The sequence below is a fragment of the Staphylococcus borealis genome (genome assembly GCF_001224225.1).
GTDB classification, from domain to species: Bacteria; Bacillota; Bacilli; order Staphylococcales; family Staphylococcaceae; genus Staphylococcus; species Staphylococcus borealis.
The window spans coordinates 1-24,033 of the sequence record NZ_CUEE01000001.1; the positions used below are offsets into that span (position 1 = coordinate 1).

Genomic DNA, 24,033 nt, shown 5'->3' on the forward strand with positions numbered 1-24,033 from the left:
CAGGATCAAACTCTCCATAAAAATTTATGATGTTTGATTAGCTCATAATACTAAATAGTGTTTGTAACAGTTAAGTTACTGTTTTTGGAATTAACGTTGACATATTGTCATTCAGTTTTCAATGTTCATTTTTAAACTAACTTCTTAATTGTATAACATTCTTTTTAGAAAGTCAACAACTTTTGTTGATTACTTTTATTATTTTAAGTCATCTTTTTTTATTTTGCAATGGTAAGTTTTACACCATTTTAACAAACTTTGTAAGGAATTAACATTCCGTTTTCGACGACTTTTATATAATATCAAGTTTGAATAGTTAAGTCAACACTTTTTTTGAACTAATTTTTATCTTTGTTATGTTCAAGTTTCATTGTTGCTCACAAGAAATTATTCTATCAGATTCAAAATATTTTGCAATAGAAAAACGCATGGAAATCTGAATTTCCATGCGCTAATTTTACACTAAATAGGATTTTATTTTTTAATTGTAGATGCTATCACTTTTTGAGCAATAGACGTATAAATTTTACCTAATCGATCATCTGCTTGATAAATAGATGGTGAGAAATCTTTGGGATTCCATGTAGGTTGTTCTAATGGTAATTCACCTAGTAGCTGCGTATTTAATTCATCTGCTAGTTTACGTCCGCCACCTTTACCAAAGACATATTCTTTATTACCAGTTTCTTTACTTTCGAAATAGCTCATATTTTCAATGACACCTAAGATAGAGTGTTCAGTATGTTTAGCCATTGCTCCTGCTCTTGCAGCTACAAATGCTGCTGTCGGATGAGGCGTAGTTACAATGATTTCTTTACTACTTGGTAACATTGAATGAACATCTAAAGCTACATCACCTGTACCTGGCGGCAAGTCTAATAGTAAATAGTCAAGTTCTCCCCATTTCACTTCTACAAAGAAATTAGTTAACATTTTGCCTAGCATTGGTCCACGCCATATAACCGGCGCATTCTCTTCTACGAAAAATGCCATTGATATCACTTTTACGCCATGACGTTCAACGGGAATTATTTCTTTACCTTGGACTCCCGGTTTCTCGTCAATACCCATCATATCAGGTACACTAAATCCATAGATATCAGCGTCTACTAAACCAACACGTTTGCCTTCTCGTGCTAAAGCAACTGCTAGGTTTACTGCAACTGTCGATTTACCTACGCCACCTTTACCTGAAGCAATCGCTATAAATTCTACTGGATTATCTTTAGATAATAATCCCTCTATAGTTTTTGGTTGTTCTTCTTTTTTACCTGTATATTGTTCTACCGTTTCGGCAGGTAACTCTTCAAATCGTATCCCAACAGTGTTAGCCCCATTTTCTTTTAGCGCTTTTACTATTGCCATTTGTAAATCTAACTGTGGTTGTCCACCTAGTTGCGCCATTGCCACTTTAACACTAACGTGTTCTATTTCTTCTTTTGTAGTTACTTCGATGATGCCATCTGTTTCTTTAAGTGGTACATTTATTATCGGATCTTTTAATGCTCCGACTATTTCTTTCACTTGATCTACCGTTAACAATGTAAATCCCCCTTAGCATTCTTTATATCTATATAATAACAAATATTAATATGTATTGACTTTCTAAATTAGTATATATTTTTTAGATATATAAAAAAAGAAGTTAGCTCAATATATGAAGACTAACTTCTATCATTATCTAATCGTTATATATCACGCGTATTCGTTGTTTTTTTAATGTAGTGTCTTTCTTCTTTAATAAATAGAGAGAAGATGAAACCAACAATCACTAATCCAGTTACTATTGCAAATGATAAATCAACACCTGCTGCAACACTTTGTCTTTGTGCGATTTCATGATTGGCACTTATAGATGAACTTTGACTTAGTAATTTAGCCCCAATACTCATAATGGTTACCATTAAGGCCGTTCCAAGTGAGCCAGCCATAACACGGCCAAAGTTCATGATGGCAGTACCATGCGAAATGTCTTCATTTTTAAGTGCGTTAATACCTGCTGTATTAATTGGCATCATCAATAATGAAACAGCAAACATTCTTATTGCATACACGATAACTAACATGGTATAAGATGAATCATATTTTAAGAAACTCAACAAGGCAGTAGTTATAATGAGCACGATAAATCCAATTAGGATTAAAAGTCTAGGTCCATATTTATCGTAAATTTTACCGGTGTAAACAGACATTATACCGTTTAAAATAGCCCCTGGCATTATGACCAATCCAGACATGAAGGCACTAAGACCAAGACCGTTTTGAACGAACAAGGGAATCAAAAGTGCTGGACCTACCATTGACATCATGACAATCATTGAAGTAATAGTACTGAAAGTGAAAATTTTACTTTTGAAAACTCGGAGATTTAACAACGGATTAGTTATATATAATTGTCTTCTTACAAACGCAACAACAATTAACATTCCAATTATAAATGAGAAGATAACAATTGGATGAGTGAATCCAAGATTGCCTGCACTACTAAATGCATAAAGCATCAATCCAAATCCTAACGTTGAATAAATAACTGATCGTTTATCTAATGCTGTTTTTTTAGTTTCATTGTAACTTGATAATGTAATAGCACCAAAGATATAACCTATAAGTGCAATGCCTACAACGATAATGAATGGTACTCTCCAACTCGTATTATCTATAATTAAGCCTGAAAAAGTAGGGCCAATCGCTGGTGCAAATTGGATAACTAAGCCAGCTAAGCCCATTGCAAAACCACGCTTTTCTTTAGAAAACAAAGTAAATAACGTAAACTGCATGAGCGGCATAATAATTCCAGCACCGATTGCTTGTATCACTCTGGCAAACATTAAAACACCAAAGTTAGGTGCAATAGCAGCAACAATAGATCCAATAAGGAAGATTCCCATAGAAACTAAGTATAATGGCTTGGTTTTAATTCTATCCATTAAGTATGCAGTCAACGGAATCATTGTCCCATTAACTAACATAAAACCAGTTACCAACCATTGGGCAGTATTTTCAGATGTATTTAGTTCCCTCATAATATGCGGTAAAGCAGTATTTAATAAAGTTTGATTTAAAATAGCTATAAATGCACTTAATAACATTACTGCAACAATGAGGTTCCGTTTTTTTGTGGATACTTCTATATTCGCCATATAAAAACTCCTTTTAATTCAAAGACATTGTTATATTCAACCAAATTTTAGTACGCCAAGCAAACTAAATGCTTATTCTTTCTTATTATTAAGATTCTCACTATCTGGATAAAATATAATTTTAAAAATATATAATAGCCCTATGATGACTGCGATGACCCAAAAGTCAATTTTTATATAAACGTAGTGTATATGAATTATAAAATAAAAGAGTATCGTTGTTACGACATAAGAAATCAAATGAAACATACTACCACTAAAATATGGGTTGTTAGGCAATTGCTTTCTAAAGTAGTCCATTAAATGTTCAATGGCAAATAAAATGAAGTAACCAAAAACGATATAACTTCCATAATAAACTAAATTATCTACTAAATTTTTGTTATAGGTAAAGTCTCCTAAGTTAAAAAAAATTAGGATTCGACTTAAACCAAATAAACCAAATCCTAAAAACATTAAAAAAATAGCACCTGAAATAATAAAGATAGTGAGGACAAATAAAGTAGATAAAATATTTTTATAATTATTTTTAAAAAACTTCATCTTTTGCCCTCCTTTGTTTCACACGGCTATTTTATCATTTATAAAACGCAATATAAAATTTAAAGCGCGATATTAAAAGAACTTAATAAACCATCACATTTAGTTTATGTCAAAGCTTTAATATGCTATGCCTCGGATTTATAAAGCGTTGACCACATGATGATGAGTAAGATACTCACTAATGCAGCTGCAAGTAAAATATTATAAAAATGACCATTTATAAATCCTATTGACATAGCGTAGAAATACCCCATTACAGTTGAACCTATTGATGAACCTAAATTTTTGGTTAATGCATAAAAGGACATCATTTTCTTCATATGTCTCGGATTTGTTTCTTCTTGAACGATGACACTATCTTTAGTGTAAACAAAACCAAAGCTTAGTCCAGCGAGTATTACAGTTGCTGCAATTAATAATGGCATTTTCAAACCAAACATTAGTATGATACTACTGATTAATAATAAAGTGAATGCAGTGATGTATAATGCCTTACGTGTTAAATTAGCTTCAACTTTTGCTAAATTAAAATTTAAAACTAGCCAAGCTACTGACAATGGGAATATAACTAATCCACTTTGAAGTGGAGAAAGATGCAGATGATCTTGTAAGTAAATCGGTATATATAAATTGTATCCCATTAAAGTCATCGCTATTAAGAGGTCCGTAACAAATACTAATGAGACTGAACGATTGAACTCTGAAATTGGTATGAATGGATTTTTGATTGTGCTTTCAAATTTAAATAAAATAAATATAAATATAAATGCTAACACTAAAGCAATCATATTTAATATTATTGATGACTTATATAATAAACCAAACATAAATAAAGCTATGAACACATAAAATAATGTAAGTCCTCTGACATCAAAGCTAGATGCTTTAACTTCCGCTTCCTCAGGAAAATGAAACGTGACAAATGCTAAAATAATTGCAATAACCGCTATCGGGATATTTATGAAAAATAGCCAATGCCATGTTGCAAACTCTAAAATAGCTCCACCTAGCAATGGTCCGATAATGCTAGATATCCCCCATACACTTCCAACTATACCCATAATTTTGTATCTAAATGGTATTTCAAAAGCTAATTTAGGAACAATTTGAGTTAACGACATCATAACCCCCGCTCCTAATCCTTGGACGATTCTTGAGATGATGAGCATAACAAATGTGCTACTCATTCCTGACATTAAACTACCTATACCAAATAATAATAAACCTACCATTGCAATATAAAGAATTTTAAAACGTGTTAATAATTCACCAACAATCGGATTAGCTACTACCAACGCAATAAAATAAACTGTAAATACTAATGATATTGATGCTCCAGCATTTAAATCTGTTCTTATTGTAGGCATGGCTAATGAAATAATTGAACTTTCAATTGCAGCCATAAACATAGTTAAAACCAATGTAACAACAATACCTATAGATTTTAAGTTCATGAACAATTTTCCTCCTTTTTATCTTTTTAGATTCTTTAATAGAATAATCGTTAGAATTATTCAGACGCAATATAATAATCACTTTAAAATAAAAATAAGACTGATGACCGATAAAATCATCAACCTTATTTTTTAGTTTCTCTATATAAAATAAAGTATTGCAATAAAGTGGAACATTGAAGCGATAACGATAAATATATGCCAAATCATATGGAAATAAGGACGATTTTTTTGCGCATAAAACCAAGCCCCAATCGTATATGATAAACCGCCTAAAACTATAAATAAAATGAACATCCATGACGTACGCATAATGATAATAGGAAGAAAAATAATACCAACCCATCCCATCACAAGATATACAATTAAACTTAACTTTGGATTCACTTTTTCAGAGATGGATTTATATAATATGCCCCAAATTGTGGTACCCCATAATAATATAAACACTAACCAACCTATCCATCCGCCTACAACAGTTAATAGAACGGGCGTATACGTCCCAGAAATTGCAACATAAATCATACTATGATCTATGATTCTCAATATGTATTTATGTGCAGTATTGTTCTTCATTGAATGATATATTGTAGATGAGATAAACATCATAAAAATGCTAATTACAAATATTGAAACACTGATTGAGCTCAACGTTCCATGGGCTATATAACTATGTACTGCCGCATAAGGAAGTAAAAAAAGTGTAATCAATGCAGCAACACCATGTGATACTGCATTACCTATTTCTTCACCAAAAGATAGCGGGATGATGTCTTTAAAAGATTCAACAACAGCACTTTTTGTATTCTTAGATGAGTTAGACATCTAACACCACCACCCTTTAAATTAAATTCATACGTTCTAAATCTGATGTAGCAGTTTCAACACTATCTTTACCTTCTTTATTTTTAAGTGGAGAGAATTCATCTTCTCTATTAACTTGTAACGTGTTAAAACTAGTTGCATATCTAAAAATATCAAAATAGAACAGTTCAAATTTTAAAGTTGGTTTTTCAACAACACCAAAATCTTCATCTAATTGTTTTAGATTTTTCACTGCTAAATGATATGGTAAGTCATTATTTACCACTTGTTTAATAAATCCAACTTTAAAGGCATGAATACCAATATTTGCATTATTAAACGTATTTGCTACTTCTTCATCTAATTCAGAGTATTCAAGTACTGTATCTTTACTATTTTGATTTACTAAACGTCCAACACTTTCACCATCTTTAGGTTGAATTGATTTAGATGTTACATCACAATCATGTACTACTGTAAATCCTGCAAATAGTGGATCTAAAACTTTAACTAATACATTGTCAATATTATTTAAGAAAATATATTTCACACCATCAGTTGCCATTTTATCTAAAAAGCCATTCTTATCTAATGATTTAAATACACCGCCATTACCATTTGGCGTCTCCATAATATAACCTTGTTCATTCAGAATAAGACGTCCTTCTTCACTTAACGCAACCATATTATCTTGTTTGAAGAAATGTATATTATCAGGATTATAGCCAAAATAATCGTGTTGTTCAAAATACGTTAACGTTTCTTCATGATTAATATCACTAGTCATGATATACCAATTAACTAAATGACCCGTTTCTTTTTTAAGTTTAAGTAATTGTTGTGCTTGTAGTTCAAATAAACTAATACCTTTTATTTCAAAAGAACCTTTAGGTCCTTTATAACCTAATCGAGTACCTTGACCACCAGCCATCAAAAGTACTGCAAATTCACCGTTTCTTATTGCTTCTAATCCTTTATGTTCATATTTAGCTACTTCTTGATCCGTCAAGTCTGACTTGCGCTGATATTTCACTTCTGAAACTGTTGATACGTCTGAAATCGATTGACGATTTATATATAAATCTTTAAATAATTGCTGAATACTTTCTAAATCTAAATCATTCACTTTAGCTTCTAATTTTTCTTTTTCATTACTACTCATTAGCTTTTCATATTCACTCAAATGCTCTTGATTATATTTCTTTAATTGATTTTGATCTAACATTTTAACTCTCCTTGTGATGAATTCAATATGTATTCATACCCATAATAATTTAGTATTACCCTAAAATGGACTGGCTTATATATTGTAATAAATCATTAATAAACGTTTGGAATAATATGTATAATGCGCCAATACTTAATGCAGTAGCCAGTGATACATCAACTAAGCCGCCTGTTTTAAAGGTGAATGGGAACTTAATAGTTAGAGGAATCGGATAAAGTAACTTTACTCCTCTTGGCGTTAACATATCTAGTATAACATGAGACGCCATACCACCGATAATGGAAACCAAATAGTATATAGGAGTTTGAATTAAATTAAGGAGTAATCCAATGATACCAATAAATAATAATGAGTGAGTGAATGTCCTGTGACCAAATAAAAGCCTAATGATTATGCTTAGCAACTTTAATTTCCTACCAATCTTACTTCCAGTATGACAAATATCTGGAAGCAAACTTGAAACCACTGCTAAACATAATACAGTAACAGTAGAGAACAAATCAGTTTGAAAGTGTTCGGTTGTTAATGCACCCACTAGCAAACCAGCAGATACGTGAGTTTTGCCTGTCATATACCTTCTCCTTTATAGAGAACATTCTAACACAAAATGCGCTAAAATACGAACATATTTTCGGTTGAAGTAAATAGTGTATCACAAAATAAAAAAGTATAGCATTAATACTTGAAAACGATTACATACTGATATATGATATAGACATAAATAACATAAAGGATGTGTTCTTTAATGGCAATGACTGTAAAGAAAGATAATAATGAAGTTAGAATTCAATGGAGAGTAGCAGATATTAAAATCCCTACTAGTGACATTAAAAATATCTCACAAGACCAAGAAATTCATGCCGTTCCAGATTTAGACTCTAAAAATATTTCACGTATTGGTTCTACTTTTGGTAAAACGAATAGAGTGATTATTGATACAGATGATCATGAATACATTATTTATACGCACAATGACCAAAAAGTTTATAATGAATTAACTAAGTAATGATATAATACAATTTCTTTCGCAAAGTTATATGTAATATTTCACTGTCAACGCATTAAATGTAGTTGGCAGTTTTTATATACCTAGACATTTAATACTTAATTACTTTTTATTTTCCGAGTTATTAATTACACTATGCTTAAGAATAAGGAGGTTAAAAAATGTTTGTAGTAACAAATAGAATTACTGTAAAAAAAGGATTCGCTGAAAAAATGGCACCAAGATTTACTAAAGGTGGAAAAATTGAAGCATTACAAGGTTTCCATAAAATTGAAGTTTGGAAAGTTGAACGAGACAAAGACAGTGAAGATATGTATGTCAATACGTGGTGGGAAACTGAAAAAGATTTCGAAGCATGGACTAAAAGTGATGCATTTAAAGAAGCACATCAAAATAAAGGTAAAACATCGGCCGAAACATCTCCAGTTATAAATAGTGAAATTGTCAAAGCTAATGTATTAGCTACCTTAAATTAAAAAGAAGGCAATGAAGTTATGTTGGTTGAATAGGATCAATATTCCCAACATAAATCTTCATTGCCTAAATTGTGGTTATAACAATAAGTGGGCCATCAATGCAATAATCGGTAAAGTGATAGCAGTTCTGATTAAGAAAATCATAAATAGTTTACCTAAGCTAACTGGTATTTTAGAACCAAGTATTACACCACCAACTTCTGATAAATAAATTAATTGAGAAATACTTAATGCACCTATAACAAATCTCGTAATTTCACTATGTGCATCAGCGATGAGTATGGAAGGTAAGAACATGTCCGCAAAACCAATTAATAAAGTTTCAGAAGCTTTAGCTGCCTCCGGTATTTGCAATAATTCAAGAATCGGAATAAATGGTTGTCCAATAATTGAGAATACCGGTGTATAGTTAGCAATCATCGTTGCAAGTGTTCCTATACTCATAACAACTGGAAGGATAACAAACCACATATCTATGACCGTTTTTAAACCTGATTTCCAAAATTCTTTAAATCCCGGTGCTTTCAAACCAACAATTGTCGCCTCTTCAAAACCATAGCCTATCGCCGTTTTACCTTCAGGTAATTTTTCTAATCTAGTATTTTCAGAAACTTCTTTCGTAAATTCATCGGGTATTTGGTTCAATGGCCAAATACGAGGCATAATCATAGCTGCTACAAAACATGAAACGATTACTGTTAAGTAAAAAGCAAAAAACTTATGTTGAAGTCCAACCGTTTCTGCGATAACAATTGCAAAAGTGATAGAAACTACACTAAATGTAGTCGAAATCACTATTGATTCCCTTCTAGAGTAAATACCTCTTTCATATTGTCGACTTGTAATCAGCACACCTACAGTTCCATCGCCTATAAATGAAGCAAGATTGTCTACTGTCGAACGTCCAGGTAATGTAAATAAAGGTCTCATAATTGGTCTAAATAAAGGCCCTAAAAATTCCAACAACCCATATTCCATTAAGAACGGTAAAAATAGTGCAGCGAATAAAAATACTGCAACTAAGGTTGGTAATAGGTCGTTAAACACTAATCCACCTGTATCTTCTGAATAAATCACTTTTGACCCTAACTTAAAATAAGTCATCCAGACAAAGACAACTGCCAATAATCTTAATGTCATCCAAACTGGGCCGACTTTAAATGCACTATCTAATAGTCCACCAGGCTTAACCTTACTTCTAAATAGAGTGGAATACAAAAGTGTTAATATTGCAGATAATGTAATAATAGTAATGATGATGATAGGCATTGCATCTCCAAGTAGACCTTTTAACCAATTAGCTAAAAACGCTACAGGTAATGTCGTTTGTTTTTCACCATCTTGCGTAACCGGAATAGGAATTAAGAAAAGTATAATTCCAATAATAGACATTGTTATAAACTTCGCTCTACCTTTAGCAATTTGTTGCTTCGTATATCCTTCCACCATTTATAACCTCTTTCTCTCTCATAATTGATGTTTTTATATTCATTAATTATGTATTTATATTACTAACAGACTTATAATTATATATAAATATAAGAATATATGCATTTTTATGAATAATATGTTTAATACTATATCTTATTTTTAATAGAGATGCAATATGAAAAGAGCTAAATCTCCACGTTTAATTAGAGGAAAATTAGCTCTTTAACTTCATTATATTCTTCTTAATAAAAATAAGAAATAAGGAACACCAATGATGGCAATGATAACACCAACAGGTATATCTAATGGTGGGTGAATACCTCTAGCCAATCCATCACTGAATAAAATTAAAATCGCACCTATCAAACCAGACATGATTACTACATGAAAATATCGCTGTCCTACAATTGATCGAGCAATATGGGGTGCAATTAAACCTAGGAAGCTAATTCCACCAACAACTGAGATAGAAGCACCCGCTAACATTACGGATAAAATAAGTAAAATCATCTTAAGTCTTTGTACCCTTGCACCAAGTGCTGTAGCAATATGTTCGCCTAAATTTAAAATATCTAATTGATAACTCAAACCTAATACGAATGGTAAAGTAATAATAAACCAAGGTAGGATTGAATAAAAATTATCAATGGTATGACCGTATAAACTACCTGTTAACCAAACTAAAGCATTATTAGCATCCATAGGATTTCTAATAAGTAAAAATTGAACCACAGCTGTACATATCGCACCGATAGCTAAACCTATCAAAGCTAATGTTGATCCTTTAATATTATATTTAGAAATCAAAAATGACAAAATTAAACTGATTAATAATGCACCTATAAACGAACCAATTGGTAATACTAATAGTGGTGCAGAAGGAAATAACATAATTACAATAATTGCTGCTAAACTTGCACCTTTAGTTATTCCGATTACATCCGGAGATGCAAGTGGATTTCTAACTACACCTTGAATCACTGCTCCAGAAATAGCCAGACTACTTCCTACAACTAACCCCAATAACGTTCTTGGAATACGGTATTCATTAAGTATAAAATCATCCAAACTTAAAACACTGTGAAGTGCTTTTAACGGGCTATACATTGTTGAACCAACACATAAACTTACAAAGACACTTGCAATTAAACAAGTAATTACAATGGCATAACGAATAGATAATTGTCGTTTTGTCATATTCGTTTCACCCCTTTTAAAGTTATTAATAAGAAATAGATTGCTCCAACAAATGATGTAACAATACCAACTGGTGATTCATAAGGGAATGTTATAAGTCGACTTAACATATCTGATAGCAATAATAAATCTGCACCAATTAGAAATGTTAATGGCACCATTAAGAAGTAATCTTTGCTTATATAGCGTTTAACTATATGAGGGACAATTAAGCCAATGAATCCAATGGGCCCTGCTATTGAAACAGACGCGCCTGCTAGTACGATGACAAGTAGGCCAACTATAATTCTGATAAGCTGAGTCTTCTGGCCTAATCCTTTCGCTATATCGTCTCCTAATTCCATTATGGTTAATTGACGGCCTAATAACATCGTTATGATAAGCGCTAATATGAGCCAAGGCATAACTGACAAGACTGCAGTCCATTTCAATCCATTCAATGAACCTACTAACCAGAACATAACGGTAGGATTAGAATCTTCATTTAAAATGATGATGCCTTGCGTTAAACTACTGAAAAATAAATGAATTGCCATTCCTGCAAGGGCCAATTTAATTGGTGTTATTTTTTTCGTAGATCCGGATAATACATAGACAGTTAATCCTCCAATAAATGCACCTATAAATGCTAAGTACGTAGCATAATTTCCTAATGCAGGTATTAATATGGTAATTAGTACTATGACAAACGATGCGCCAGAATTAACTCCGAATATTTGAGGCGATGCGAGTGGATTTCTAGTGATTGCCTGCATTAATAGACCTGCTAAAGCCAATGCACCACCAATCAATAAACCGCCAATCATTCTAGGCATTCTTACATTATGAATAAGAAATGTTTGTTTATTATCCATAGACGTAAAAAAGTATTCGAAAATATGTTTTGCATAAATTTCAGAAGAGCCAATCGCTAAATTAAAATATGCAAAAATAAAAAGAAAGCACCCACTCACAATAAATGTGAGTGTAGTGCGTCTCTTATTTGCTTTATCTATAGCAGATTGACTATCAGTTGATCTAATAGTCATCGCTTAGCCACCTTACTTTTCTTTGTCTTTTTTAGAAATTTCAACAAGTTCTTTAGCCATTTCTTCAGAAGATATCAAACCACGAGCTCTAGCCCAAGTATCTCGGCTAACAATACTTACACGATTATGTTTAACCGCATCTAATGTATCCCAAACTGGATCTTTTTTCATTTCTTGATAAGATGGTTCTTTAGGACTTGCACCATCAGTCATTATAAACATACGTTCTGGATTAACATCTTTTAACGTTTCAGCATTGAGTTGTAAATAAGGTCCTTGTAAATATTTACTTAAACCTTTAGTAACATCTTTATTTAATGCTTCTTTAAAGCCAAGTTGAGTTAGGAATTGACCTACATAAGATTCACTTGGATGCGCTAATAATCCAGACTTAGACGCTACTGCTGGTAACACTTTTTCATTTTTATCAAATTGAATCTCATCTTTGTATTTAGCTAATTTTTCTTTATGTTCTTCTAAACGTTTTTTACCTTCATCTTCTTTATTTAAAGCTTTAGCGACCGTTTTAAACGCTTCTATATTATCGTTATAGTCACCATCAAAACTTTTTAATTCTATTGTCGGTGCAATTTTACTTAATTCTTTGTAAATACCTTTATGTCGGTTACTATCCGCAATAATTAAATCGGGTTTTAATTTACTGATTTCTTCCAAATTAGGTTGTTTACGTGTACCAACTGATTTGTAATCACCAATTCTATCTTTTAATGGCTTGATAATACGATTTGGTTTATTATCATCAGCAACCCCTACTGGTTTAACATTAAGTGCTGCCAATGCATCTACGAATGAAAATTCCAAAGCTACTACACGCTTAGCATCTTTAGGAACTTCTGTAGTACCTAATTCATGTTTAATTTTAATTGCGTCTTTAGATGACGATTTACTATTTGAATCGTCTGACCCATTATTACTAACATTACCACATGCAGTAACTAATACTAATGCAAATAGTAATGCAACTATCCCTGCAAACTTAAAGCCTTTCATGAATTCCACTCCTTAATATGTATAGGTTTACAATACACAGTTTATTGATAACGATTATCAATGTCAATATAGTTTAGGATATTTTTTAATTTTTTTTATAAAAAATTATTGTAATTTTAATTAACAACAGAATATAGGTATATAAGTATAAATTAAAAAGCCATTAATCAGAAATATAATTCTAAATTAAAGGCTAATTAATCTATTACATAATGTTTCGATATCAATTTAATTCAAATAATAAATTATTTATGTGTCAGTATTGGATAATGATTCATTTGATTATTCAAAGAATGAATATAATGATCCTTTAAATAGTTCTTTGTCATACGATTATGGTACATGACTTGAGAAAGTGCCTCATATTCCAGTGAGAATTCAATAACATCACCAATTTTATAATAATCTTGATTATTTAAGTTAATCATAAGATGGTCACTTGATGCGCCGACAATATCAACATCATTTTTTATCGGTTTAATTTTGTCAATATCTGTATCAACATAGCCTATATCTACTATAGCTTGTAGATAGCATTGGTTGTTGTCTGATAATCGTGGCTTAATCTCCAATATTTCCGCTTCTAATGTAATGGCATTTTGAAATAACATCGGAATAGATTGATAAGTTGTAGTATCAACACCTCTAAACAGGGCTTCACCTATCCTCAATTCGTTAATTCTACCCAAATCGTTATACATTAATTGAGGAATCATGCTTGAGTTACCGCCGGATATAACTTTCAATCTAAATCCTAAATTATTTTCAATAGCATCAACGAATTGATTTATTTTAAATATATCGTCCTCAGTTGGTGCGGATGATTTAAAACACATAAAATTAAAAGCGATACCTACTAACTGAATTTGAGTCATTTTTATAATTTCTTCTATATAGTTTAATACATCGTAGGTAATTACGCCTTCACGTCTATCTTTCCAATCTATCATTAGCATAATTTGATGTTTTTTATTTAAACTTTTAGCGATGTCATTGATTTCTCTAATCGTTTCAATTTCTGTTTGCATACTTATTTTTATTGTTTCGACAAGTTGTGTATAGTGTTTCTTAGATGTTGGTCTTAAAAGTAGATAATTGCATTGATCCTTGAAGTTTTCATTTATATTCTCAAGTCTGGATTCTGCAAAATGCGTAATTCCTGATTGAATTAATGCTTCAATAATGCGACTGTCACCGGCAATGCATTTGATGACTGGAGTTAAATGTATATCATTCTCTTCTAATAATGTTCTCAACGCTTCTGCATTATATTCAATTTTAGATAAATTTATATTGATTTGAGCCACTTATTACACCTCTTTTCGAATTGGGTTCTCAAGTTGTATATTTAAATATTTTTTCACTCTATTGGTCATACGCATACGCAATAAAGCTTTTACAGTAATCGTTGGACCAAACAGCACATCTCTTAATGCTTGGGCATGTGGCTTATGATCATTAATAGCGACTCCGACTTCTTTTCGGACTATATGAAACAATTCCGCTTCTGTTATAATTTCTTTTTTTGAAAAATGATATATTAATTCAGCTAACTGATTTTGTATAACCGCATGCTGAAATTTAGCAATGACTTCCTCAATTGTTTGGGCTAATAAACTTTGATTTGTTATTTGTATATTATTCATTTTATGTGTAAGTGTGTTTAAGTCTATACGAGAGCCACCTAAATCTCGTACAATAAAATTCATTTGAAAATTCGGGCCCAAATTTACTATCGTATTTTGCATATGTGCTTCTAATGCTATGCCATAGTCTTGTATTAAATTGAGTAAAGGTGTAATAAGTTGTCGACTATAATTTTCCATAAACGTTATGATGCCACTTTTATTTACTTCACCATTAACCCACTCAATATAACTATCAACTGTGATGTGTTGATCAATTGGATTTGGGTTAACCAATGCACCAGTAACAATTGTCACACCATTATTTGCTATGTAAGGTTTTTCTCTTATGATACATGCCAATTGTCTCGCGTCATCGTCATTTGTTTTAGCACACAATCCATATGGCTCGATGGCAACGTTTAGTTGTGAATATTGGTTTAAGACATTGTGTAGAGACTTACTCAATTTTGGTCCATCTACTGTTGTTACACTTGATACAGTTCTGACAGCACTTGTCGCTTGTACATTTACAGGTAGTTTTACGTGATAAGGTTTATTAATTAAAGACATCGTTCTAAATGATAATGTGGCTTTAGAATCGACTTCGAATGGTGTCGTGACTAATAATTTGTGCGCTATCCAATTTGAAAACTTGTCATAAATGGTATGGTTGTATTGCCACGGATGTACCAATATGACGTAATAGTCTTCTAATGAAATTTGTATCGATTGTGCATATTTTCTTAGCCTTAATTGATATTCTGGAATAACTTCTCTTAATATAAAGTCTTCAGTACCATCAATACTTGTCGCTTGAGCGCAGTCTTTCTGTAATAACATTATTTTTAATGGAATGACTTTTTCAAATTCAGGCGAATACATTTTAACTTCATCCATAGTTAATGGCAGTTTAGTTTTAGTAAGTGGATGCGTTGGATGTCCTTCCAATACTAAACTTTCCGAATATAATAAATCATTAATCTCATTGGAATCACTTAAATGCTGTAACCATGCAAAGAAATTTAATGTGGTCGGCATACAAGAGAACTGCATACTTGATTGCACGTTATGTTGCCGTTGATCGAATTGCTTATAAATCTCAACAAAGCTATCCCTGCTATGTATAATTTCATTAATAAGTTGTTGTTGTATATCAATATCAAAGTGATGTTTTAAAATACTTAATAATTTCTCTACCTCAGTGATTGTTTTATTTTCATTACCACATTGGTATGTAATTGGACCTTTAAAGTCATATCGTGACATCATACTTTTACGATTAAAATGAGTAGATAGTATACACCCATGATATTGTATAGTTAATTGATGATTTTGAGTTGTTATTATGGTTTGTTCAGGCCAAATGCTTTCTTTGATCAATGCATTTAAAATGCGATATTGAATGTTGGTGTCCGCATTTTGCCATGCGTTTTGAATCATACGTTACTCCTCCACTTTAATTGGTCTTTGCATCATATATGCTATGAATGCAATTATAAAAGTAAATACGCCCATTACGATGAATGTATTAATAGCACCCATAACTTCTGATAAAGTTGTTAATAGTAAACTTCCTAATGGTATCATTCCTCTGTCCATCATTACGATACTTAATATTTTTCCACGATGCTCAGGTGTTATATCCTCTTGAAAGTAAATTCGATTTGACGTTCTCGCGAATTGACTAAATAAACCTACAAGTGCCATACAAATGAACATGACTATAATCTGATGTATGATGACGCCTAATAGTGCTATGCCAAATAGACAAGAACTTAAATAATACATATGAACGGTATTTAACTTTTTCAAAATCATAGGTAGTAAAAGTGTGGCTAGCATACCACCTATGGCACAAAAAGTCATTGATACGCCAAATATTTCTGAACGACCTGGAAATATATCATGTACTAATACTGGGACTAATGTCGTATATGAAAAACCTGTAGCCATTATGATTAATGAAGTAATGAATATTCTTGAAGCTTGCATATTATTCTTAAAGTATTCCCAAACAACATTAAAAGAAAACGCCTTGCCCGCTTTACTTATCTCACTTTCATTCTTGAACGTTAATGGTAAACATAAAAGTGTCGCAATGCAGTAACACGCCGTTTGAGCAAGAAAAGTAGCCGGTGCATGGTAAATAGATAAAATAAGTCCTGCAACCGCTGGACCGATTGAACGACAAATGTTGATGATGAAAGAATGATATGAAACAGCTTGACTCGTATTTAACCGACTAGATAAATCAGGTAATACAGCCTGTCTTATTGGTGTTTCTGTCGCATTAATCATACCTCTAAGTGTCGCATAAATCAGAATGATACTAATTGGTACTTTAGCTAATAGAAAAGTACAAGCACATAGTATGCCTGTCACTATAAATGAGGATGAAATAGTTATTTTAAGTAATTTCCCTCTATCAAACTTGTCTGAAATAGCGCCAGCCCAGACACTTAATAACAAAATCGGTACGAGTCGGCAAAAATTAACCAATCCTAAATAGACTGCGTTATGATAACTAGTAAGCACATACCAATTCAAGCCAATTTGTCCTATCCAATTCCCTAGAAATAATAAAAAGGAACTAGAGAAGAAAAATTTCGCCACAGTATTCCACCTACTTATTTATAATAATATTTATAATTGATAATGAATATCATTATCGATATTATGGATTATACAAATGTTTTAGATTTTTGTAAAATGAATTTGAGGTGCCATATGAATAATTTAATTTCAATACATAATAAAAACATACAGTTAACTGAGGAAGAATTAGGCGCGTTAAACTATTTAGAACAAGCGTTACCCCACTTAGTTAGCTACTTTAAAAATGAGTTACTCATTGCACGAGATAAAATCTCACAACGTTTAATTACATCACTCTACAGAGAGAATTTAGTTAACGCTCAATCAAATAGTGTCATCATGTGGTCCAATGATATCGAAGACTGTCCCATCGATGGACAACACCAAATGATGCGCGTGTATTTTCCACAAGAGGATAAATATATCTTTGCACGTATTACTGGTAAGCATGCTTTTGGACGTGTGGATGTTGAAGGCCCGTTTTATTATCGCGCTAAACATAGTAACCAATTTTGTCGTATATTGCATCCAAATGAAATATTAGCTAGCATTTTAAAAGAAAAACCAGCGTTAGATAATGAAGCAAGTTCACAATTTAAGGATGATATGGAGAATAGTGTTGCAAATATGGCGTTAGCACTTGCTTATCAAGCTTATGAGATGCAACATGCAAACGAACCATTATTGGACATTATTTTTAATGAACAAGATAGTTATTTACGTTCGGAGCAGGCTGTTATTGAAGGTCATCCGCTTCATCCTGGTGCTAAATTACGTAAAGGGCTAAATGCTAATGAAAATATTAAATATAGTTCTGAATATAATAAAGAAATTAATTTAAAATGTGTACTTATTCATCAAAGTATTGCTAAAACAGAAACGTTATCGCTTACGTATAATGATGAACTAAAATCCCACTTTCCAGAACTCTATCAACGCATTGCAAATGAATGTACTGGTTTTAGTAATCTAGATGATTATGAATTGATGATTGTCCACCCATGGCAGTTTCATAACATATTACTACATCAATACGAAGAAGAATTAAAGCATCATTTAATGATTCCATTAAACGTAGAACTGCCATATTATGCTGGATTATCATTCAGAACATTAATGCCAAAATATCCTGTAACTTTGCCACATATCAAATTATCTACTAATGTGCATATTACTGGTGAAATTAGAACTTTATCTGAACAGACCACACACAATGGTCCTTTAGTGACTCGTATTTTAAATGACATTCTAGAACAAGATGTAGATTTCACATACTATAGAACTGGTATTTTAAATGAATTTGCTGGCATTCACTTTTATAATTCAAAAGACGCTGAGGCTATACAAACAGATCGTAGTGAACAATTAGGGACCCTTTTTAGAGATAATATTTATAATCTAATAGACAATGATAGTGTGCCTATTATTCCATCGAGTTTAGTGGCTACTTATAAAAATAATGAAGAACCGCCGATAATAAGTTTAATTCAGCGCTATAAAACGAATTATGTAAAGGATAGTTTAGACGTTGCAGCACACGAATGGTTAACCGACTATATTTCTCAACTGTTGGGTATCGTCATGCCTTTATATGTGAAATATGGTATTGCATTAGAAGCACATTTACAAAATTCAATTGCAACATTTAATACTGATGGCCGATTGCGTACCATATATATTCGTGACTTTGAAGGTTTACGAATCGATGAACAACAATTAAATGAAGCTGGTTATGTGACTGAGCATTTTCACGAAAAATCTAGAATACTAACCGATTCTAAAACTACAGTATTTAATAAAGTATTTTACTCGACTGTTCAAAATCATATAGGTGAACTTATATTGACCGTTTCTAAGTTTATCGATGACGACAAATTTGAAGCTACAATATGGAATAGTGTTGGAAATATCATTCATCATATTCTAAATCAATTAACAAACGTTAACACAGATCGCATATCTCAAATTAAAAAAGTCATATTTGATGAAGTAATAGATTATAAATGCGTGACTACAATGCGTTTAGAGGATGAAGCACATCACTATACTTACATTAAAGTAAGTAATCCATTGCATAAATAAAATGACAAATCGTTTGAACAAATAAAATTGATACAAAAAACCCTTTAGGCTGTGCACACAACCTAAAGGGTTAAATTTATACTTATTGTAATCCTGATCTTTCAGAATTGTTATTGTTGTTGTTATTATTTTTTTCGTTTTTTTGTTGCCATTCTTTTTTAGTCATCACATCATCTACTTGCATGTTTACTTCTACTACTTCTAAGCCAGTGATGTATTTAACTTGTTCTTTAACTAAGTCAGTAACTTTACGGAAGATTTTTGGTGCAGATTCACCGTATTCTAAAATTACTTTTAAGTCAATTGCTGCTTGTTTTTCGCCAACTTCAACAGAAACACCTGTTGTTACGTTGTTACCACTTGAAAATGCATTAGTGAAGTTATCAGCGAAACCGCCTTTCATATCTAAGATACCTTTAACTTCACGAGCTGCGATGCCTGCGATTTTTTCAACAACTTCATCTGAAAATGTTAATTTGTTTTCGAATTGTTGTTGTTCATTTTGTTGTCTGTATTGTTCTGCTTGTTTTTGTTGTTCTTCTCTTTCTTTTTCATTAACTCCTGTTTGATTGTTATACGCTTGTTTAGCTTTGTTATTATTGTTTTCTACTGACATATTACATTCTCCTTTTATCTATATATTATTTTTTAGTCTTTTAATAATGTGTTCTCAAATAAATAGGTTAACTCCATCTATTTAAAAAATTCATGAAATCCTGTGTACGGTCTTTAATATACCCAACACCGATTCCGATTAAACATAATACGATAACTAAAATTGTTTTCCAAAATCCTAAAGTTAGGAATAAGATTGCTATAATTAAAAATGCAAAGAAACCAATGATTCGCCATTTGTAAGATTTAATAAAGTCAATGATTTGTTGACTTCCATCTTGTCCATTTTGATTATTATTATCAGCCATGTTATCCCTCCCTTACAGAACGCGTTGGCCAGCTGTTTTTTGATCTCTGACATTCACTTCAAGTTTTCTAACTGGTAATTCAGTAAAATGCTCAACATTATGTTTAATGTCTGAACGAATACTTTCAGTTAAAGACTTAACTTGTACATCATTAGGTACTAAGAAGTCAGCCTTAATATCGATATAAGATTTATTTTTCTTATTATAAAGTTTCGCAACGACGTTAGGTTGTCTTACTTGATCGTATTTAGTAATTGTATCGTAAGCTGATTTTTCGACTGCTTTACGAGATACATAAATATGACCATCATCATAATCTTTGTATAATCCTGGTTTTCTATATGTTGGTTTAAATATGCTGAATACTAATATTAAGCCTATCAATATAAGTAATGCAGCCAAACCAATTAATAGTGGTTGGAACCAATTGAATTGTAGGAAGTAGTCTTGATATTTTGTTATTCGACTATCTTTTATGTACATAAACAATAGGAATCCAACAATAGCAACTATTAATAGGCCGAGGATAAAGTTTTTTAGTCTTTTCACCTCGTACGCACCTCCTAAGTTATTGTTGAATTATTGTATACGAATTAATACCCTATAAATATTATTCAAAACATTAATTCAAAATTATTAATATAATTATTTAAATATTTATTAATTTTTTACTTTCTACAAAGAGTATTCCCAAATTTAGCACAGTGAAAACATATATTTCATTCTTATTTTTTTATTTCTTTTTGCTTCGACGTTTTATACTGCAATATATTTGGAAATTTGTTAGACGTTCTTGGATGATCTATACTTAACGATTTAAATAATGACCAAATCATTAATATTATGACAACTGAAAATGGTAAAGCTGCTATAATAAGTAAGTTTTGAATTGCTTGCGTACCACCGGTATAAATCATAATCATGGCAAATAATGCTAGTATTATACCCCAACTTACTTTGACAAAAGAAGCTGGATTAATATCACCTTTTGAACTTAACATGCCTAATACATACGTTGCTGAATCTGCTGACGTCACAAAGAAAATCATAATAACGACTAAAGTGACAATACTTAAAATAAATCCAAGTGGATAATGTTCTAAAGTAGCGAAGGTTGCTGTTTCTGTTGCTTCTTTTGCAATATTAGCAATACCTTTATCTTGTAAATACACCGCTGATGCGCCGAAAACTGCAAAGAAAAAGAAACATACAAGTGCTGGAACAAATAATACACCGAGAATAAATTCTTTAATCGTACGTCCTCTTGAAACTCTTGCTATAAAGATACCGACGAAGGGTGCCCATGATACCCACCAGGCCCAATAGAAAATAGTCCAGTTTTGAAGCCATTGGAATTTTTCTCCACCATTCATTGGAATACGTAAGCTCATATTAAAGAAATTAAAGATATAATTACCTAATCCATTTGTAAATGTGTTTAGGATATAAAGTGTTGGCCCCACTATAAATAATCCTATTAATACAATAAATGCTAATAGCATATTAACGTTGCTGAGTGTTTTAATGCCTTTGTCTATCCCAGACCACGCTGACCAAGTAAACAAAGCTGTCGCAATAATAATTAATATAACCTGAGTGCCAAAATTATTAGGGATATTAAACAGGAAATTTAAGCCTTCATTGATTTGAAGTGCTCCAAATCCAAGTGTTGCTGCAACGCCAGTAACTGTTGCAATAACAGCTAACACATCAATTGCGCCACCTAAAGGTCCCTTCATAGATTTTTCACCAAATATAGGGACTAATGTTGCACTTACTAAACCAGGATATCCTTTATGGAAACTAAAGTATGCAAAGACTAAAGCCACAATTCCATATACAGCCCATGCATGTACACCCCAATGGAAGAATGCAAATTGAAAGGCATCATTAATAGCCGTCTGACTACCTGCTTTATGTATAGGCGTTAATGTAAACGCATGACTGATCGGTTCAGAAGTAGTCCAAAATACCAATCCAATGCCCATACCAGCACTAAATAACATAGCAAACCATGATGGAAGAGAGAATTCTGGATCTTCACCTTCTTCACCAAGTGTAATCGACGCATATCTTGAAAATAATAAATACACGCAGACAAAGAATATAAGTAAAACTAGCAATAAGTAGTACCATGAGAAATGCTTCGCTATAAATGTAGTAATGTTTTGGGTTCCTATCTCTAATTGTTTAGGAAAAATAGCACCGTATATAACAAATAGTGTACAAATAGCTAATGCTCTCCAAAATACTAAACTAATCGACTTTTTTCGCATCATATACTCCTTTCAACAAATATTGTTTATTCAATTTTGGTCAAAATAAAATGACGTTTATACCTATTGCCTTTTTCAACAGGAATAAACGCCAATTATTCATATTTCTATTACAATTAAATTATTTATATATTTAAGTTATTGCGTTAAACGAATAACTAATTTACCAATCATTGAATTCGATTCTAATATTTGATGTGCTTGATATAGATTATCAGCCGTTAAGCCCTCTATTACTCTCGTTGTAGTTGGTTTATATACATGTTGCTCAATTTTCTTAGTAATATCTTCTAAGTATTCATGATGTCTAATCATATCATCCGTTTGATTCAATGGTCTTGCAAACATAAATTCATGTGAGAAAGTTAAACTTTTAGGTTTCAAAGCATTTAAATCTTGTTTATTTTGAAATGCTACTATCGTTGCAATATGACCTCTTGGCTTCACTAATTCAATCATTGTGTCATAATACATATCTGTATCGAATGTACAAAAGACGTAATCTACTAATTCAATGCCTTGCGCTTTAAATTGCTTAACTAAATCTTCTTGGTGATTGAGGACAATGTCAGCACCCATGTCCTTAGTCCAATGAATGGTTTCGTCACGTGATGCAGTCGTTATAACGTGTAGACCATAAGCCTTAGCAATTTGTGTCGCAATACTACCTACACCTCCTGCTCCATTTATGATTAACAATGATTTCCCTTTATTATCTTCAGGATTATGTGAAATGCCAAATACATCAAACAATGTCTCGGATGCAGTTATACCAGTCAATGGTAAACTTGCAGCTTGCTCGAAGCTAATGTTTTGAGGCGCCTTAGCAACTAATCTTTCATCAATGATTTGATATGTTGCGTTTGATCCATTTTGATCGGGTGAGCCAGAATAATATACAATGTCACCTTCCTCAAACATACGAACGTCGCTTCCAACTGATTCAACATAACCGACTGCGTCAAAACCTAATACACGAGGTACTTTTGATACCTCCGTCAAACGTTGTTTCGTATCTACTGGATTAACACTGATAGATTGTATTTTAACTAATAATTCATGTGCCTTTGGTTTTGGAATATCTAACGCGTACGTTTTAAATAAATTGCCTTCTGATAACTGAAATGGTTGTTCAAATCCAATTACTTTCATTGATTTAACGCCACCTTTAACTATGCTTATGTTTTAACTAAGTATAATATTATAAACAA

Annotated in this window: 22 protein-coding genes; 3 read left to right on the top strand and 19 right to left on the bottom strand. The window is 31.9% G+C overall.

All coding sequences use genetic code 11. The features are described 5' to 3' along the window. Nucleotides 1–474: 474 nt before the first annotated feature. The 7 genes from AK212_RS00005 to AK212_RS00035 form a co-directional block, all read right to left on the bottom strand. Nucleotides 475–1,542 (bottom strand): P-loop NTPase, encoded by a 1,068-nt coding sequence (locus AK212_RS00005; protein ID WP_053028515.1) that lies wholly within the window; start codon nt 1,540–1,542, stop codon nt 475–477. A gap of 146 nt (nt 1,543–1,688) precedes the next feature. Next, nucleotides 1,689–3,140, bottom strand: a complete 1,452-nt coding sequence (locus AK212_RS00010; RefSeq protein ID WP_053028516.1) for an MDR family MFS transporter — start codon at nt 3,138–3,140, stop codon at nt 1,689–1,691. A gap of 72 nt (nt 3,141–3,212) precedes the next feature. Continuing rightward, on the bottom strand, nt 3,213–3,683 hold the full coding sequence (locus AK212_RS00015; protein WP_053028517.1) for a SepA family multidrug efflux transporter: 471 nt from the start codon (nt 3,681–3,683) through the stop codon (nt 3,213–3,215). Nucleotides 3,684–3,808: 125 nt separating this feature from the next. After that, entirely contained in the window at nt 3,809–5,137 is a 1,329-nt protein-coding gene (gene sdrM / locus AK212_RS00020; protein ID WP_053028518.1) for a multidrug efflux MFS transporter SdrM, read from the bottom strand. Nucleotides 5,138–5,278: 141 nt separating this feature from the next. Next, complete coding sequence (trhA, locus tag AK212_RS00025) at nt 5,279–5,962, bottom strand: PAQR family membrane homeostasis protein TrhA (RefSeq protein WP_053028519.1); 684 nt, start codon at nt 5,960–5,962, stop codon at nt 5,279–5,281. 16 nt (nt 5,963–5,978) lie between these two features. Continuing rightward, a complete protein-coding gene (locus AK212_RS00030; RefSeq protein WP_053028520.1) occupies nt 5,979–7,166 on the bottom strand; it encodes a UTP--glucose-1-phosphate uridylyltransferase in 1,188 nt (395 codons plus the stop codon). 55 nt (nt 7,167–7,221) lie between these two features. Further along, on the bottom strand, nt 7,222–7,740 hold the full coding sequence (locus AK212_RS00035) for a metal-dependent hydrolase (RefSeq protein ID WP_053028521.1): 519 nt from the start codon (nt 7,738–7,740) through the stop codon (nt 7,222–7,224). 174 nt (nt 7,741–7,914) lie between these two features. Here AK212_RS00035 and AK212_RS00040 point away from each other — a divergent pair, with 174 nt between their 5' ends. Both AK212_RS00040 and AK212_RS00045 read left to right on the top strand, forming a co-directional pair. Next, complete coding sequence (locus tag AK212_RS00040; RefSeq protein WP_053028522.1) at nt 7,915–8,175, top strand: SunI/YnzG family protein; 261 nt, start codon at nt 7,915–7,917, stop codon at nt 8,173–8,175. A gap of 161 nt (nt 8,176–8,336) precedes the next feature. Beyond that, nucleotides 8,337–8,651, top strand: coding sequence for a heme oxygenase (locus tag AK212_RS00045; RefSeq protein WP_053028523.1), 315 nt, complete (start codon nt 8,337–8,339; stop codon nt 8,649–8,651). Between the two features lie 75 nt (nt 8,652–8,726). Here the strand turns inward: AK212_RS00045 and AK212_RS00050 are convergent, their stop codons facing one another. The 7 genes from AK212_RS00050 to AK212_RS00080 form a co-directional block, all read right to left on the bottom strand. Next, on the bottom strand, nt 8,727–10,100 hold the full coding sequence (locus AK212_RS00050) for a YjiH family protein (protein WP_156305040.1): 1,374 nt from the start codon (nt 10,098–10,100) through the stop codon (nt 8,727–8,729). Between the two features lie 213 nt (nt 10,101–10,313). Continuing rightward, nucleotides 10,314–11,279 (bottom strand): FecCD family ABC transporter permease, encoded by a 966-nt coding sequence (locus AK212_RS00055; RefSeq protein ID WP_053028524.1) that lies wholly within the window; start codon nt 11,277–11,279, stop codon nt 10,314–10,316. Next, nucleotides 11,276–12,307: a FecCD family ABC transporter permease gene (locus tag AK212_RS00060; RefSeq protein ID WP_053028525.1), complete on the bottom strand. Its 1,032-nt coding sequence runs from the start codon at nt 12,305–12,307 to the stop codon at nt 11,276–11,278. The genes AK212_RS00055 and AK212_RS00060 overlap by 4 nt, the downstream gene beginning before the upstream one ends. Before the next feature lie 12 nt (nt 12,308–12,319). Further along, nucleotides 12,320–13,318 (bottom strand): ABC transporter substrate-binding protein, encoded by a 999-nt coding sequence (locus AK212_RS00065; RefSeq protein WP_053028526.1) that lies wholly within the window; start codon nt 13,316–13,318, stop codon nt 12,320–12,322. A gap of 245 nt (nt 13,319–13,563) precedes the next feature. Further along, a complete protein-coding gene (locus AK212_RS00070) occupies nt 13,564–14,625 on the bottom strand; it encodes an alanine/ornithine racemase family PLP-dependent enzyme (protein ID WP_053028527.1) in 1,062 nt (353 codons plus the stop codon). Between the two features lie 3 nt (nt 14,626–14,628). Beyond that, on the bottom strand, nt 14,629–16,386 hold the full coding sequence (locus tag AK212_RS00075) for an IucA/IucC family protein (RefSeq protein WP_053028528.1): 1,758 nt from the start codon (nt 16,384–16,386) through the stop codon (nt 14,629–14,631). 3 nt (nt 16,387–16,389) lie between these two features. Continuing rightward, on the bottom strand, nt 16,390–17,559 hold the full coding sequence (locus AK212_RS00080) for an MFS transporter (protein WP_053028529.1): 1,170 nt from the start codon (nt 17,557–17,559) through the stop codon (nt 16,390–16,392). Between the two features lie 114 nt (nt 17,560–17,673). On the opposite strand from AK212_RS00080, the gene AK212_RS00085 reads away from it, so the two are divergent. Continuing rightward, nucleotides 17,674–19,623: an IucA/IucC family protein gene (locus AK212_RS00085; RefSeq protein WP_053028530.1), complete on the top strand. Its 1,950-nt coding sequence runs from the start codon at nt 17,674–17,676 to the stop codon at nt 19,621–19,623. An 82-nt stretch (nt 19,624–19,705) separates the two neighbouring features. On the opposite strand, the gene AK212_RS00090 is transcribed toward AK212_RS00085, so the two are convergent. From AK212_RS00090 to AK212_RS00110, 5 genes are all read right to left on the bottom strand, one after another. Further along, entirely contained in the window at nt 19,706–20,239 is a 534-nt protein-coding gene (locus tag AK212_RS00090; RefSeq protein ID WP_053028531.1) for an Asp23/Gls24 family envelope stress response protein, read from the bottom strand. Between the two features lie 67 nt (nt 20,240–20,306). Next, nucleotides 20,307–20,546 carry a DUF2273 domain-containing protein gene (locus AK212_RS00095; RefSeq protein WP_053028532.1) on the bottom strand — a complete coding sequence of 80 codons (240 nt, stop codon included), beginning with the start codon at nt 20,544–20,546 and terminating at the stop codon, nt 20,307–20,309. 12 nt (nt 20,547–20,558) lie between these two features. Further along, on the bottom strand, nt 20,559–21,095 hold the full coding sequence (amaP, locus tag AK212_RS00100; RefSeq protein ID WP_053028533.1) for an alkaline shock response membrane anchor protein AmaP: 537 nt from the start codon (nt 21,093–21,095) through the stop codon (nt 20,559–20,561). Nucleotides 21,096–21,271: 176 nt separating this feature from the next. Beyond that, nucleotides 21,272–22,822, bottom strand: a complete 1,551-nt coding sequence (locus AK212_RS00105; RefSeq protein WP_053028534.1) for a BCCT family transporter — start codon at nt 22,820–22,822, stop codon at nt 21,272–21,274. A 138-nt stretch (nt 22,823–22,960) separates the two neighbouring features. Then, nucleotides 22,961–23,974, bottom strand: coding sequence for a zinc-binding alcohol dehydrogenase family protein (locus tag AK212_RS00110; RefSeq protein WP_053028535.1), 1,014 nt, complete (start codon nt 23,972–23,974; stop codon nt 22,961–22,963). Nucleotides 23,975–24,033: the final 59 nt, after the last annotated feature.

Excerpts from the sequence above, each read along its gene's own strand:
- AK212_RS00035 (WP_053028521.1), bottom strand. The coding sequence starts at position 7,740 with ATGACAGGCAAAACTCACGTATCTGCTGGTTTGCTAGTGGGTGCATTA.
- AK212_RS00085 (WP_053028530.1), top strand. The coding sequence starts at position 17,674 with ATGAATAATTTAATTTCAATACATAATAAAAACATACAGTTAACTGAG.
- AK212_RS00065 (WP_053028526.1), bottom strand. The coding sequence starts at position 13,318 with ATGAAAGGCTTTAAGTTTGCAGGGATAGTTGCATTACTATTTGCATTA.
- AK212_RS00030 (WP_053028520.1), bottom strand. The coding sequence starts at position 7,166 with ATGTTAGATCAAAATCAATTAAAGAAATATAATCAAGAGCATTTGAGT.
- AK212_RS00040 (WP_053028522.1), top strand. The coding sequence starts at position 7,915 with ATGGCAATGACTGTAAAGAAAGATAATAATGAAGTTAGAATTCAATGG.
- AK212_RS00105 (WP_053028534.1), bottom strand. The coding sequence starts at position 22,822 with ATGCGAAAAAAGTCGATTAGTTTAGTATTTTGGAGAGCATTAGCTATT.
- trhA (WP_053028519.1), bottom strand. The coding sequence starts at position 5,962 with ATGTCTAACTCATCTAAGAATACAAAAAGTGCTGTTGTTGAATCTTTT.
- AK212_RS00075 (WP_053028528.1), bottom strand. The coding sequence starts at position 16,386 with ATGATTCAAAACGCATGGCAAAATGCGGACACCAACATTCAATATCGC.
- AK212_RS00095 (WP_053028532.1), bottom strand. The coding sequence starts at position 20,546 with ATGGCTGATAATAATAATCAAAATGGACAAGATGGAAGTCAACAAATC.
- AK212_RS00110 (WP_053028535.1), bottom strand. The coding sequence starts at position 23,974 with ATGAAAGTAATTGGATTTGAACAACCATTTCAGTTATCAGAAGGCAAT.
- sdrM (WP_053028518.1), bottom strand. The coding sequence starts at position 5,137 with ATGAACTTAAAATCTATAGGTATTGTTGTTACATTGGTTTTAACTATG.
- AK212_RS00055 (WP_053028524.1), bottom strand. The coding sequence starts at position 11,279 with ATGACAAAACGACAATTATCTATTCGTTATGCCATTGTAATTACTTGT.
- AK212_RS00050 (WP_156305040.1), bottom strand. The coding sequence starts at position 10,100 with ATGGTGGAAGGATATACGAAGCAACAAATTGCTAAAGGTAGAGCGAAG.
- AK212_RS00090 (WP_053028531.1), bottom strand. The coding sequence starts at position 20,239 with ATGTCAGTAGAAAACAATAATAACAAAGCTAAACAAGCGTATAACAAT.
- AK212_RS00015 (WP_053028517.1), bottom strand. The coding sequence starts at position 3,683 with ATGAAGTTTTTTAAAAATAATTATAAAAATATTTTATCTACTTTATTT.
- AK212_RS00060 (WP_053028525.1), bottom strand. The coding sequence starts at position 12,307 with ATGACTATTAGATCAACTGATAGTCAATCTGCTATAGATAAAGCAAAT.
- AK212_RS00010 (WP_053028516.1), bottom strand. The coding sequence starts at position 3,140 with ATGGCGAATATAGAAGTATCCACAAAAAAACGGAACCTCATTGTTGCA.
- AK212_RS00045 (WP_053028523.1), top strand. The coding sequence starts at position 8,337 with ATGTTTGTAGTAACAAATAGAATTACTGTAAAAAAAGGATTCGCTGAA.